Source organism: Paenibacillus sp. WG02 (assembly GCF_055396115.1).
This window is the reverse complement of sequence record NZ_AP036016.1, coordinates 4,453,457-4,466,175: the sequence shown is the minus strand read 5'-3', so window position 1 is coordinate 4,466,175 and position 12,719 is coordinate 4,453,457. Positions and strand designations below refer to the sequence as shown.

General features: G+C 45.0%; 14 protein-coding genes. 11 read left to right on the top strand and 3 right to left on the bottom strand.

Features of this window, described 5'->3' with window-relative positions:
• Positions 1 to 184: 184 nt before the first annotated feature.
• The 5 genes from ACBP55_RS20135 (at position 185) to ACBP55_RS20115 (ending at position 4,010) form a co-directional block, all read left to right on the top strand.
• Complete coding sequence (locus tag ACBP55_RS20135; RefSeq protein WP_464644454.1) at positions 185 to 757, top strand: class I SAM-dependent methyltransferase; 573 nt, start codon at positions 185 to 187, stop codon at positions 755 to 757.
• The gene (locus ACBP55_RS20130; protein ID WP_464644453.1) at positions 757 to 1,431 is read left to right on the top strand and encodes a phosphatase PAP2 family protein; all 675 of its coding nucleotides are present in this window, start codon (positions 757 to 759) and stop codon (positions 1,429 to 1,431) included. Before ACBP55_RS20135 ends, ACBP55_RS20130 begins: the two co-directional genes overlap by 1 nt.
• Positions 1,432 to 1,602: 171 nt before the next feature.
• Positions 1,603 to 2,304 carry a response regulator transcription factor gene (locus tag ACBP55_RS20125; protein ID WP_464644451.1) on the top strand — a complete coding sequence of 234 codons (702 nt, stop codon included), beginning with the start codon at positions 1,603 to 1,605 and terminating at the stop codon, positions 2,302 to 2,304.
• Positions 2,297 to 3,427: a sensor histidine kinase gene (locus ACBP55_RS20120; protein WP_464644450.1), complete on the top strand. Its 1,131-nt coding sequence runs from the start codon at positions 2,297 to 2,299 to the stop codon at positions 3,425 to 3,427. Before ACBP55_RS20125 ends, ACBP55_RS20120 begins: the two co-directional genes overlap by 8 nt.
• 82 nt (positions 3,428 to 3,509) lie before the next feature.
• The gene (locus tag ACBP55_RS20115) at positions 3,510 to 4,010 is read left to right on the top strand and encodes a shikimate kinase (RefSeq protein WP_464644448.1); all 501 of its coding nucleotides are present in this window, start codon (positions 3,510 to 3,512) and stop codon (positions 4,008 to 4,010) included.
• A gap of 123 nt (positions 4,011 to 4,133) precedes the next feature.
• Here the strand turns inward: ACBP55_RS20115 and ACBP55_RS20110 are convergent, their stop codons facing one another.
• Positions 4,134 to 5,924: a sulfatase-like hydrolase/transferase gene (locus ACBP55_RS20110; protein ID WP_464644447.1), complete on the bottom strand. Its 1,791-nt coding sequence runs from the start codon at positions 5,922 to 5,924 to the stop codon at positions 4,134 to 4,136.
• Positions 5,925 to 6,132: 208 nt separating this feature from the next.
• Between ACBP55_RS20110 and ACBP55_RS20105 the strand changes: the two genes are divergently transcribed.
• From ACBP55_RS20105 to ACBP55_RS20090, 4 genes are all read left to right on the top strand, one after another.
• Positions 6,133 to 7,095 carry a phosphotransferase family protein gene (locus ACBP55_RS20105; RefSeq protein WP_464644445.1) on the top strand — a complete coding sequence of 321 codons (963 nt, stop codon included), beginning with the start codon at positions 6,133 to 6,135 and terminating at the stop codon, positions 7,093 to 7,095.
• A 77-nt stretch (positions 7,096 to 7,172) separates the two neighbouring features.
• Positions 7,173 to 7,715 (top strand): GNAT family N-acetyltransferase, encoded by a 543-nt coding sequence (locus ACBP55_RS20100; RefSeq protein WP_464644444.1) that lies wholly within the window; start codon positions 7,173 to 7,175, stop codon positions 7,713 to 7,715.
• Positions 7,716 to 7,927: 212 nt separating this feature from the next.
• Entirely contained in the window at positions 7,928 to 8,968 is a 1,041-nt protein-coding gene (locus ACBP55_RS20095) for an NAD(P)-dependent alcohol dehydrogenase (protein ID WP_464644443.1), read from the top strand.
• A gap of 171 nt (positions 8,969 to 9,139) precedes the next feature.
• Positions 9,140 to 9,514 (top strand): cupin domain-containing protein, encoded by a 375-nt coding sequence (locus ACBP55_RS20090; RefSeq protein WP_464644442.1) that lies wholly within the window; start codon positions 9,140 to 9,142, stop codon positions 9,512 to 9,514.
• 368 nt (positions 9,515 to 9,882) lie between these two features.
• Here ACBP55_RS20090 and ACBP55_RS20085 read toward each other — a convergent pair whose 3' ends face one another.
• Positions 9,883 to 10,743 (bottom strand): IS3 family transposase, encoded by an 861-nt coding sequence (locus ACBP55_RS20085; protein ID WP_464653214.1) that lies wholly within the window; start codon positions 10,741 to 10,743, stop codon positions 9,883 to 9,885.
• 11 nt (positions 10,744 to 10,754) lie between these two features.
• A complete protein-coding gene (locus tag ACBP55_RS20080; RefSeq protein ID WP_464644440.1) occupies positions 10,755 to 11,072 on the bottom strand; it encodes a transposase in 318 nt (105 codons plus the stop codon).
• 842 nt (positions 11,073 to 11,914) lie between these two features.
• Here ACBP55_RS20080 and ACBP55_RS20075 point away from each other — a divergent pair.
• Entirely contained in the window at positions 11,915 to 12,244 is a 330-nt protein-coding gene (locus ACBP55_RS20075) for an ArsR/SmtB family transcription factor (protein WP_464644438.1), read from the top strand.
• Complete coding sequence (locus ACBP55_RS20070) at positions 12,241 to 12,636, top strand: SRPBCC family protein (protein ID WP_029194354.1); 396 nt, start codon at positions 12,241 to 12,243, stop codon at positions 12,634 to 12,636. Before ACBP55_RS20075 ends, ACBP55_RS20070 begins: the two co-directional genes overlap by 4 nt.
• The last annotated feature ends 83 nt before the right edge of the window (positions 12,637 to 12,719 follow it).

Here is a 12,719-nt window from a genome sequence, read left to right as displayed (position 1 = left end):
GACCGCCGCCTCAACCCGATCAAAGTCCCTGTTGTCATGTTGCGCAAGCGACTGAACAGGGGCTTTTTGTGTTCTTTCTTTCTTCAAACTTTCTTCAGAATTCCTTTATTTTTTCCTTCGCTCATTCTTAAGATTGTTTCGTTACGATAGATGCATCATAAGTTAACGAGAGGAGAGTTCTTTCATGATTAGAGCCATGCAAGAGCAGCTGTTATTTCTATATAAATTCATGCGTGCGCCGAGACAGATCGGCAGCGTCACGCCTAGCTCCGTGTTTCTGGCAAAAAAAATGCTCGAGCCCGTACAATGGAATCAAGTAAGGAGCGTCGCCGAACTCGGTGCGGGCACCGGTGTCATTACGAGACAACTGGCACAAGTTCTGCATAAAGAGGCAAAGGTTCTATTGTTCGAAAAGGACCAACATTTGCGCAGTGAATTGTCCGTCCGGTTTCGGGATTTCGCCTGCTATGCCGACGCTTGCAGCATGCAGCCTGCCTTACAGAGAGAAGGAATCGACGGGCTCGATTGTATCTTGAGCGGTCTTCCGTTTTTTAATTTTCCGCCAGCTATGCGCGAGCAATTAATGAACCAGATCGAAACGACGCTGAAGCCGGGCGGTTTGTTCATCGCCTTCCAGTATTCGCAGCAGATGCGGAAGCAGCTCAGCAGAAGATTCGAAATCGAGCGCGTTCATTTTGTCCCTCTCAATATCCCGCCCGCTTTCGTATACGTCTGCCGTAAAGGGGGAGTATCTTGATGGGCTCGAAAATAACCAATGCCAACATCAACGCCAAAACGAAGCTTGCCACCTATTTTCCGCTTCTTTGGCTGCTTGCGATTCCGGTTTTGAACGTATTTTACAATTTGCTGAATAACGGCAGCGGCGATGTCGGCAATTTGATGACCGATTTGGACAATTTGATCCCTTTCGTTCCGATTTTTATTATTCCTTACTTGATCTGGTATCCGTTCTTATTGGGCATGTTTATTGTCTTGTTCCTGAAAGATAGAGCCATCTACTACCGAAGCTTGACTGCCTTGTGCGCAGGACTTATCTCTTGCTACCTTATTTATGCGACGTTTCAAACGATCGTACCCAGACCTCACATAAATGACGACGGTTGGTTGATCGGGCTTGTGAAATTCGTTTATGCGACCGATAAGCCGTTCAACTGCTTTCCGAGCATTCATGTCCTGACTAGCTACATCGTATTGAAAGCATCGTATCGCTGCAGCTTTGAGCGAATAGCGCGAACGGCGATATTCATAGCCGCTTGGAGCATCATCATCTCCACTTTGTTCGTGAAACAGCATGCGCTTCTGGACGTTGCCGGGGCTGTTTTGCTGGCCGAAGCGATTGTGTTCGCCGAGAAGCTTATCCGCTTTGAAAACCGCAAAACATCAAAAGAGGCTCGCGCCCATAAACTATGAATGGCTTCTGTCGCTCCACGTTGGAATGTCTGTTTTGACGCGGTTGAGTCGCAAGATAAAAATGGAAAAATAATTGCGATTTTCGGAGACGCTTTTCTAAAAATATGGTAGCCTTGCAATAGGCATTAGTTATTTTTTTCCTAAACATAACAAACCTGGGAGTGATTCAACTTGACCATAAGCGTTCTAGTCGCCGACGACGATCCGGAAATTCGCGACGTCATTCGTATCTACTTGCAAAATGAAGGCTACCGCGTTATTGAATCGGAGGACGGCGTTCAAGCACTCGAGCTGCTGCGACGTGAATCGGTCGATTTGATCATTCTGGACGTCATGATGCCGAATATGGATGGGATCAGAACTTGCTTCAAGATTAGAGAGATGACGAAAATTCCGATCATCATGCTCTCAGCCAAAAGCGAGGATATCGACAAAATAACGGGGCTTACGACCGGGGCGGACGATTACGTGGCCAAACCGTTCAATCCGCTGGAGCTGGTCGCAAGAGTCAAGGCGCAGCTGCGCAGGCAAACGTTCACCGGCGCGGCCGATCATCAGGCCAAAGCTTCCGATGACAGCGTAGTGGAAATCGACGACCTGATCATTAACAAAAACAAGCACCTCGTAACGGTGCGCGGCCGAGAGGTGTCTCTTACGCCGATCGAGTTCTCCATTCTGGAGCTGCTTGCCGGCCATCGCGGACAGGTGTTCAATGTAGAGCAAATTTATAGGAGCGTTTGGAAGGAAGACAAATTTTTGTCCGACAATACGGTGATGGTCCACGTGCGTAACATTCGCGAGAAGATCGAAGACAATCCGCGCGAACCGCGATTCATCAAAACGGTTTGGGGAGTGGGATATAAAATTGAATAGAAACTTCTTTTCCCTCTTTAACTGGAAAAAGAGCATCAGGCTGCGCTTGCTCGGATCGCTTCTGTTTAGCCTTATCGTCTCTTTTTTCGGAACGTCCATCATCAATGACATTTTGACGCAGATTATCGCACCGAAGATTGATGGCGCGGCTTTTTCCTTGGTTGGCGCCTTTTCCTTCCTCTCGTTTTTGTTTTTCTTTTTGCTCATATTTTTCTTCCTAACGCGTCATATCGTTAGGCAAGTGAGAACTCTTGCTGACGGCCTTATGGCTATCGCCAAGGGGGATCTCCATTACAGGGTGCCCCTACCGGGCCAAGATGAACTGGGGGAAGTCGCGCAGAACATCAATTACATGGCCGAGCAGCTTCAAAGCATGATGAAGAGAGAACGCCAGATCGAGACATCCAAAATGGAGCTGATCACGCACGTATCCCATGATTTGCGCACGCCATTGACGAGCATCATCGGTTATTTGAACTTGCTCAAAAATGACGACTACCATGACCTGGACGAGCACAAACGGTACATCCATAACGCCTTTAACAAGACCCAACAAATGAAAAAGTTGATCGACGATCTGTTCGAGTATACCCGTCTTACCAGCGGCGATGCCAATCCCACCTTCCGGAAGATCGACCTCAACAGCCTACTGGAGCAAATCATCATCGAGTTCGAGCCGATCGCGCAAGAGCACTCCCTTACGGTCAAGAAGGATTGGGAACAACAGCCCCTATTTGCCTATGTTGATGTTGAAAAGCTGGTGCGGGCGATCGATAACCTGCTCATGAATGCGCTCAAGTTTTCCTTGAAGCCCGGCGAAATTACGGTTAGGCTTGCCGAACACGGACATTTTATCGAGTTTGCGGTTGAAAATTGGGGAAGCCCGGTTACCAAGGAGCAGGAGAAGCTTTTGTTTGAGCGTTTTTATAAGGCGGAGCCTTCAAGGCGCGATCGGGACGTGCCTTCGGGCGCAGGACTCGGGCTATCAATTGCGAACTATATCGTAGAACTGCACGGAGGAAGAATCGGTCTGAAGCATGAGAACGGGCATTTCACCTTTTTTATTGAGCTGCCGAAAGCGGCACAAATAACGAAGCGCAATGGGGGCGAAGAGTTTAAATGAATGATGGGGACGAGGTCAACCAGAAAAATGGCTGACCTCATAATTAACGAAGCCAATACCAATTAACAAAGTGAGGAAGAATATGAATATAGTTCTTATAGGTATGTCTGGAGCTGGTAAAAGCACTTTAGGTGTGTTGCTTGCAAAAGCTTTAGGAATGGATTACGTGGATACAGATATTGTTATACAACAACATGAAGGTAGGTTGTTACAAGATATAATTGATAATGATGGTCTCGAAAAAATTATGGAAGTCGAAGAAAAAATTGTGTCTGATTTGCAACTGCAAAATTGCATTATATCAACAGGTGGAAGTGTTATATATTCAGAAAAAGCTATGAATGTCCTTAAACAAGGTGGGCAGATTATTTATTTACATGTCCCATATGAAGAAATTAAAAGGAGACTAGTAAACATAACAACCAGAGGCATTGTAATAAAGAAAGGAAATAGTCTTAAGGACGTTTATGAGGAAAGAGTTCCTCTATACATTAAGTATAGTGATAAGACTCTTGATTGCTCTAATAAAGATATTGAACATTGCGTTAGTGAAATTATAGAGAAATTACAAGAAAGTCATTGATGGATTTGTTTTTGCATTGTGCTCAGAAATGCCCATTCGATTCGTCAGTGATCTACCCTTACTCTTCCAATAGCCGACAGAGTATTTTTGCCTTTCCACGCCGTTTTCCTTTTGTACAACTCATTATCTAAAATCGGTATTCCCCTTATTTCGAAGGTCACCTTGTTCTGGTCTCAAACGCTTCTGGCTTCGTTGCTCCTCCAATAAACGGACCATATGCAACCGGATGTTTTCCGATTGCGGCGTGGCCCAAGAAGGGTGAGCGAGATTACGGGTTTCCAACGGATCCTCGGTTAAGTTGTACAACTCGTATTGTTCAGGAACCGGATCGGTTTTGCAAGTAACAAGACAAGTGGGAGTAGATGTTTGTTTTGGATCTGCACATACTTCACCAAACAGCTGAATCGTGAGGTCTCGCACACCCGGTTCGCTCCAGAACTGCTCGTTGTCGAAGTAACGGGAAAATTTCCATAGCTGATTTGGCAGTCCGTGCTGTCCGGGTAGATCGGCGATAACGGTCTCGATGTGGTTAGGCTGAACGACAGAGGTGTAAGCTCTCCCTAATGGATTGAATTGATGCTGGCCACGTGTTATATCGTCATCAGTCATGAAATAAACCGGCTCCTTGCGGTAGGAGGATCCCCAAAGCTCTTTGCTACCGAGTAAGTAAGGCGTAAGATCGCGGCCAACGAAGGGGCGGACTTCGCTGAAGTTGCTTTGCAACCGGTATTGAATTCTGGGAATGTCTGCATCCGCAAGTCCAAGCATCGTAGGCAGAAGGTCGACATGAGAGGTTAATTCTGAAAAGCATTGCCTGTGCGGAAAGAGGCGCTTGTTGTGAATGAGGAAGGGCACATGCAGAACTTCTTCATAGGCGCAGTACATTTTCTGGTGCAGATGGCCGTGGGCGCCCAGCAGCTCACCGTGATCTGAAGTGAAAATGACAATTGTATCGTCACTGAAAGAAGAGCGGCTCAGCGCTTCTAAGACCTTCATTATTTGAAGGTCGGCATTTTTTTGCAACTGATAATACAGCTTTCGATAAAACGGCTCATTTACGATTGGCTGCAGGGCTATTGGATAAGTATCCCGGTAGCTGGCCTGGCAACGTGGCTTCGTATTCAGAAATTCACCGATCGTGGGCGGAGGAAGGACTTCCGGCATCGGATCGACCTGGAAATGAAACAAGTTCGGTAGATGGTCGGTCAGCATACCATACAATGCAATATCGTGCGGGTTTACAAAGGAGGCGACGACAAGCCATGGCTTTGCACCAGAGTCGGTACGCTTTAGATGATCCAGCGCTTCAATCAGCTTAACAGTCTCTGTGCCGTAAACGACATCCCTGCCGCTCAAGCCTGTAGCTGCCGATGAAGCGGAATTACGAGGATTGCGGCCATGGGGTTCGGGTCCGATCCAAGAAGAGAAGCCGAAGGCATATAGCGGATCTGCGGACAAATAAAGCTGTTCCCGCTGTGGGTCCGGCACACCTGTTGCAGGATTGTAGCTAGGCATATCATCTTTAGTTCCAGGAACCAGAATATCTTCATACGAAATATGCCATTTGCCTTTGTAATATGTTTGGTACCCTGCCTCGCGAAAATAATTGCCCATCGTAGGCACAGTATTCGGCGGCAACCAGAACATATATGAATCGAAAGCACTCTTCGCGATGCCGTTCGTTTGCGAGACACCATGGAGTGAGGGGTAATGGCCGGTAAACATCGTAGCCCGGCTCGGACAGCACGCAGCGCTACCAATATAGTGACGGTGGAGTTCCACGCTATTCGCGCGCAATTGTTCGTGGGCGGGGAGATTTGTGAGCCGCCAAGCTCTAATCTCGGGGCTTTCGTAGATAGGAGGATACCGCTCTTCATCGACAACAATCAGGAGGAAGTTCGGCTTATTTATCATATACACACCCCCGAATTAACCTGTTCTACCCTAGATGTATGCGGGGAAGATAATCACCATGCTGATTAAAATGGGGACTCGCATTCCCGACGGAGTTATTTCTAAGTAATATGATGAAGATCGTTTATTACGGCATTCAGCAAAGGGCAGGAATGTTGAATGATTCTAGTGAAAATATAAGAGATCGACTAAGTTAAGGGGGAAGATTATGGATGATACGTGGGAACGTTCTATACCGTTCTATCATTTGGATACAGTTACGGCATCACACTTGTTTCATCTATTCGATCCAATGACCAAACTGGAGAGTATACATCAATTAAACGAGGGCAAACGCAACACGAATTATCGTATTCAAACGTCTGCTGGTGATTATGTTCTGCGTATCTACCCAAGTGGTGATGATAGTTGGAGTAAGGAATCCAAAATTCGCAGTGTATTGCAAGGGGAGATACCTCTGCAGCATCTTTGTCATTTGGATCAGGATGAGGCGATTGGCAACCGTACTTTCGCGATTTATGAATTCGTAAAAGGACAAACGTTGCTTGAAGCCATACTCTTTGGCTATATGCCGAATGAGGATATCTTGCACCAGCTAGGTGGAATGCTGGCAACCATCCATGAGTTTCGTTATCCGCAGGTCGGATTTTTGAACGAGACGTTGGAAGTGGTAGAGGAACTTACCCCGTTGGAAACTTGGTATGAGTATTTTCTGAATTCAACAGTCTGCCAAAGATTGGGGAAATACACAGTTGATCGTATCGAACGGCTTGTTAATCGGAACAAGAATATGCTTCGGGACATGGATAAACAAGTTTCTCTCGTCCATGGAGACTTTCGTCCGACTAACCTTCTGCTTTCAGAAGGAAAGATTAATTGTATATTGGATTGGGAGTTCGCGATGGCCGGTCATTCCATCGCGGATATCGGCCAGCTCTTTCGGTATGAGAGTCAGTTCCAAGCGACTCACAAAAATGTCTTTGTTCAAGCCTATAATGAGCGATCGGCTTGGAAGTTACCAGCCGACTGGGAGTGTATGGGAATGATGCGTGATCTGGTCAATCTGCTGCAAATGCTTGGTACTGAGGAGGAACTCCCAGTGAAATTTTTTGATTTGAGCAAGCTTATTGAAGGGACCTTACGGAAATTAGAAGCGATTCGGGTCACATAGTCTCATCCAATTCAATATCCGAGCCTTCCCTCTTATGATATAATTATCCATTATCTTAGTTTGTGGGGATGGTGCATATGTCGGAGCAGCAAGTGTACGTCCGGTTCCCTGAGGAGGCTGACGCCGGAGAATTGACAGCAATGTACAAGCGCAATCGGGAGTTCTTTGAGAAGTTTTCGCCAAGCAACCCGGAGGAGTACTATACGGAGGAGCACCAGCTCCAAACGATTATTAAGAGCAGGGCCGACAGGGTGGAGGATCGGAAATATGCTTTCTTGGTATGCCACAAGGAGGACGACCGGATTATTGGCAATATAGGGCTATCCTTTGTGGTGCGGGGACCGCTTCAGAGCTGTATGATCGGATACAGCCTAGACCAGGCTTATACTGGCAATGGCTATATGACGGAAGCAGTGAAGCAGGTGGTACGCTATGCCTTCGAGGAGCTGAAGTTTCACCGGATCGTCGGAGAAGCCTCACCCCGAAATCCAGGATCTATCCGTGTGCTTGAGAATGCCGGCTTCCACAAAGAAGGAATCTCCCTTAGCAACGTGAAGATCAACGGGGTGTGGGAAGATCATCAGGTTCTGGCCCTTATCAATCCGTCCGAAGATATCTAGTCAACCACCGATGAACTATAACGCAGGAGCTGCATTGAAGCAGCTCTTTTTTTGATTTCAATGAATGCTATTTTGCTAGGGTAGAGATTTGTGTCAATAATGTAGGCACATTTGTGTCATTAGACAATTTTCAAGAAACTCAAGATATTAAAACATTTAAATTGTTTTGTTCACTAATGTACAATTTCTAGGAGCGAGGAGTAGAGAAAAATATGTGTAAGAGCCATGTTCTAAGTGTCCCAAGTCCAAAAGCGCCATTTGAAAAGACAACAATTGAGCGAAGAGTACTAAGACCCGGAGATGTCTTAATCGATATTAAGTTTTGTGGAATTTGCCACTCCGACATTCACAATGCTTACGGTGAATGGGGAGGCGGAATATACCCGATGGTTCCAGGTCACGAAATGGCAGGAGTTGTAACAACAGTTGGATCTGAAGTTACGAAATTTGCCGTTGGCGATCACGTTGGTGTTGGATGCTTTGTTGACTCCTGCGGACAATGCGAATACTGCCTCAGTGGCGAAGAGCAATTTTGTACGAAAGGAGTAATCAACTCCTATAATTCATTAGATTACGATGGCAATCCAACATACGGTGGTTATAGCCAGAAAATCGTTGTAAAGGAAGAGTTCGTTGTCCGTATTCCAGACGCTTTGGATTTGGATGTTGCAAGCCCTCTTTTGTGTGCAGGTATCACCACGTATTCACCATTGAAAAAATGGAACGCTGGCCCAGGTAAGAAGGTTGCCATTGTGGGAATGGGGGGGCTTGGCCACTTAGCAGTCCAATACGCAGATGCCATGGGTGCTGAAGTAACAGTTTTGAGTCAGTCTATTAATAAGAAAGACGAAGCCTTGAGTTTGGGTGCAGATCATTACTTTGCAACCAGCGATCCCGCTACATTTACGGAGTTGGCTGGCCGTTTTGACCTTATCTTAAACACAGTGTCTGCAAATCTCGATGTTGATGCATATTTATCCATGCTTCGTGTAGATGGAACTCTAGTAAATGTTGGAGCACCGAGCCAGCCAGATAAATACCATGTATTTTCTCTAATCATGCAGCGTCGCAGCATTGCAGGCTCACTCGTTGGCGGAATTCGGGAAACGCAAGAAATGCTCGATTTCTCCGCACAGCACGGCATTGCACCTAAAATTGAAGTGATCAGTGCTGATCAAGTAGACGAAGCGTTTGAGCGTGTTCTTCGTAGTGATGTACGTTATCGATTCGTAATTGACATATCTACCTTGTAGTCTGCTCTGATGAAAGATGGGTTGGCCAAATTCAATTGGTTATACCCATCTTAGTCCATTATTTTCGTATACAGGTATATAAGCGGAAAATGGACTAAGTTTCATTCAATTTAACTTTTCAAATCCCTACGTCACTAACAGCAACTAAATTAATATACAAGGAGAGTAAAAATGGATAAATCAAATCATTTGAATGAGAGTGTTATCTTTCCGAAAGGTGAAAGAATTACGAATGACTATTTCATAGGGGCAGCATGGCTGAAAATGCTGGTTTCTAATGACAGCACTTTAAATTGCCCGATAGGTAATGTAACTTTTGAACCTGGCGCAAGAAACAATTGGCACAAGCATGCAGGAGGCCAGATTCTGCTTGTTACTGGGGGCAAAGGATATTATCAGGAAAAAGGTAAACCTGTACAGGAGATGCATGAAGGGGATGTAGTAAAGATCCTTCCGGATGTGAAACATTGGCATGGTGCTACACCGGATAGTTGGTTTTCACATATCGCGATTAGTACAAATGTACAAATGGGAGACACCGAATGATTGGAACCCGTAACGGATGAAGAATATAACGATTTAAAATGACAGGCAGGATGCGAAGGCTGGAGGGCAATTGAAAGAGAGCTTTGATTATCGGACTGCTGCTCTAACGCTCCATATTTGATAGACCTTTCTCTCCCAGCGTAGCAGCAGTATTGACGGTTCTATTCTCTTTTTTTCATTTTTATTCTTTGTGTACAGCGATTGTTTTGAGCTGCAAGAATGGCTAACTTGATTCGTTAGTTGAATAATGGAATCCATACAACTGGAAAACCTCCCTCTAATTTAGGGGGGAATCACTATTCAGTGAGAAAACATCAGAAATAACGGGAGATTTGCTCTTCTGTCAAGAAAGTGGACACTCCTAATTTTCAGGCAGTGCGTCTATAGTACTGCTGCTCAAAGCGAAGAGGGGACACATAGCCTAGCGTACTGTTGGATCTTTTTCGGTTGTAAAATAACTCTAGGTAACGATACAACTTCTCATAGGCTTCCTGCTTTGTTTTGAATGTCGGGGTGCAGTAAATAAGTTCGCGCTTTAAAATGCTATGAAATGCCTCGATACAGGCATTATCATAGCAGTTCCCTTTACGACTCATGCTAGCTCTCATTCGATAGGTTTTGAGCTGTTTACGGTAGTCACTGGACGCGTACTGAGCGCCACGATCAGAATGATGAATAAGCCCCTCCTTGGGCTTCTTAGCGTGATAAGCTTGTTTTAATGCGTCTAGCACGAGGTCTGTCGTCATGCTGTCGCTGAGCTTCCAACCTACAATCTGCTTTGTGTACAGATCCATTACGCTTGCTAAGTACAGTTTTCCTTCACGACAGGGAATGTAGGTAATGTCAGCTACCCATTTTTCATTGGGTTTTGTCGCTGAAAAGTCTTGCTCGAGTACATTTGGAGCGATGGGTTCATTGTGTTTCGAATCCGTTGTTGTTACTCTGAATTTCTTTGACATACAAGAGCGAAGGCCTTGTTCACGCATGATCTTGCCGACAGTACGCTCAGATACCCGCAATTCTTCCTTTTTAAGTTCATTCCATATCCTTGGACTTCCGTACCGCTGATCAGAGTCCTTAAAGTGAAACTTAATCCGCTCTGTTAGCATCTCTTTGTGTTTTTGCTGTTCGGATGGTGCTGCCGTACGCCATTTGTAATAGCCGCTCCTGGATACTTTAAGCACGCTGCACATCTTCTCCACTGGAAACTCAGAGCGATGATCTTCAATGAATTGAAACCTTAATTCTTTGGTTTGCTGAAGATGTGCACCGCCTTTTTTACGATAGCCAATTCCTCTTCTACATCAGCTAAACGGCGGTCTTTCTGATTCAGTTCACGTTCTTTTTCTTTCAATAGTTGCTCGAGTTCTCGAACCCGTTCACTTTGATTGACGGATTCGTTTTTAAACTCGCGGTATTTTGCTTTCCAAGCATGTAGCGTTTTGGCAGGTATGTCCAGTTCGAGTGCGATCTCCTCTACAGACTTTGTCTGCTCTTGCAAATACTTTGCTGTTTGACGTCTAAATTCTTCATTAAATGACCTCCGCTGCCCACTCATGTGAACACCTCCTAGTTATGATTATTATCTAATTCTCTTAGTGAGGTGTCCACTTCTTATTCTAGGTGCAATTTTCCATGTAAACTAGCATTTAATGAAAAAATGCCCAAATTAACGGTAGATTTTCCATGAAGTGCAACAGTAAAAGCAGAGGCAGCCTAAAGATGAACGCCTTATGGGAAGGTAAAAAATCGAGTTATGGGCAAGAGGGGTACATTGTTGAAACGCTTGGTTCGTATTGTGAGCATTACTGGGGCAGTATTAGCAATTGGAATATTTGTGATGGTATTTTCAATGTTAGGAAGGATGTGAAATACCTCAATTTTCTTCACTTTCAATTTTGTTCGATAAGTTAGTAGGAATAAAAAAGCATTAATTTTATTTGTGTGGTAAATTTAGGATAACTGTGTAGCTATGACAAATTGTTTATTAATTGAGAAGTTCGTTATAGCGGTGTAATCCGGATCTGAACGTTTGGCATTAGTTTCTTGAGTTGCATCGGTTCTACTGGCTTCTTTGAGTCTTCTTTTGTTCAAAAATATTTTCGCATGATGTAGAAATACATTAATCTGGATCGTCATTATAGTGAAGACATGAAAAACCCCATTATGATGCATGGATCCTTCCATTAGCGCGTTTCTGGAGAAGCAAGCTGGAGAATGTTAGTTGTCAAGTTTGTCGTTATTTCATGTGGAATTTAAAAATGTTTTGACACGACACCAAATGGTGACCTATAATAAAAGTGACACTAAATGGTGTCGAATTATGAACTCTCGCCTCGTGGGCGCTATGTCCGAAGAGCCGCATATGTCCCTTGGTAATAATATTTAGGAGAGGGTGTTGTGAACGAGAACAATCAGTTGCGGGATGTATATGACGCGATTGCAGATCCAACTAGGCGCCGACTGATTCGTCTGTTATCAGAGGCAGAAGAGATACCGCTTCATGAGTTAACGACTCAGTTTCAAATGGGCCGTACAGCGGTTTCCAAGCATTTGATAATCCTTAAAGAGGCGGGACTGGTACTTGACCGAAAAGTCGGCAGAGAAACGCGATTTAGGTTAAACGCCTCTCCACTCAGAGAAATTCAAGATTGGGTTGCTTTCTACAGCAAGTTCTGGAGTTCGAATATGTTGCGCTTGAACCAACTATTAGAGGAGGAAGAAGAATGAGTTTAACATTATCCTTAGATTTTCAGTACACGTCATCGATTGAGAAGGTTTGGTCCGCTTTAACCGATCCAAGCAAGCTTGCCAAGTGGGTCATGGAAAATGATTTTAAGCCCGTCGTAGGACACCGTTTTCAGTTTCGCACTCAGCCGACCGAATATTGGAATGGAATTATTGAGGGCGAAGTTCTTCTCGTGGACCCACCAAACCGGTTGTCCTATACTTTTGCCAGCGGAGAGGAGCACACGGTCACCTGGACGCTGCAGGATTTAGGGGATGGAAAGGTTAATCTTCATCTCGAACAAACCGGAATCTCAAATGCTCAGGCACTGGGAGGCGCTAAGTATGGCTGGACTAACTGGTGCGGCGAGCTTGAAAAGTTGTTGGAACAATAACCGCATTCGGTATTAAAACATCTCCTTAACCCCATGCTAAATTAATGGGTACGATAGTTGAACCCTGCTTGGCCCGAAGTAGA

Coding starts and splice junctions, on each gene's coding strand:
- ACBP55_RS20135 (WP_464644454.1), top strand. CDS start 185: ATGATTAGAGCCATGCAAGAGCAGCTGTTATTTCTATATAAATTCATG.
- ACBP55_RS20130 (WP_464644453.1), top strand. CDS start 757: ATGGGCTCGAAAATAACCAATGCCAACATCAACGCCAAAACGAAGCTT.
- ACBP55_RS20115 (WP_464644448.1), top strand. CDS start 3,510: ATGAATATAGTTCTTATAGGTATGTCTGGAGCTGGTAAAAGCACTTTA.
- ACBP55_RS20110 (WP_464644447.1), bottom strand. CDS start 5,924: ATGATAAATAAGCCGAACTTCCTCCTGATTGTTGTCGATGAAGAGCGG.
- ACBP55_RS20105 (WP_464644445.1), top strand. CDS start 6,133: ATGGATGATACGTGGGAACGTTCTATACCGTTCTATCATTTGGATACA.
- ACBP55_RS20100 (WP_464644444.1), top strand. CDS start 7,173: ATGTCGGAGCAGCAAGTGTACGTCCGGTTCCCTGAGGAGGCTGACGCC.
- ACBP55_RS20095 (WP_464644443.1), top strand. CDS start 7,928: ATGTGTAAGAGCCATGTTCTAAGTGTCCCAAGTCCAAAAGCGCCATTT.
- ACBP55_RS20090 (WP_464644442.1), top strand. CDS start 9,140: ATGGATAAATCAAATCATTTGAATGAGAGTGTTATCTTTCCGAAAGGT.
- ACBP55_RS20080 (WP_464644440.1), bottom strand. CDS start 11,072: ATGAGTGGGCAGCGGAGGTCATTTAATGAAGAATTTAGACGTCAAACA.
- ACBP55_RS20070 (WP_029194354.1), top strand. CDS start 12,241: ATGAGTTTAACATTATCCTTAGATTTTCAGTACACGTCATCGATTGAG.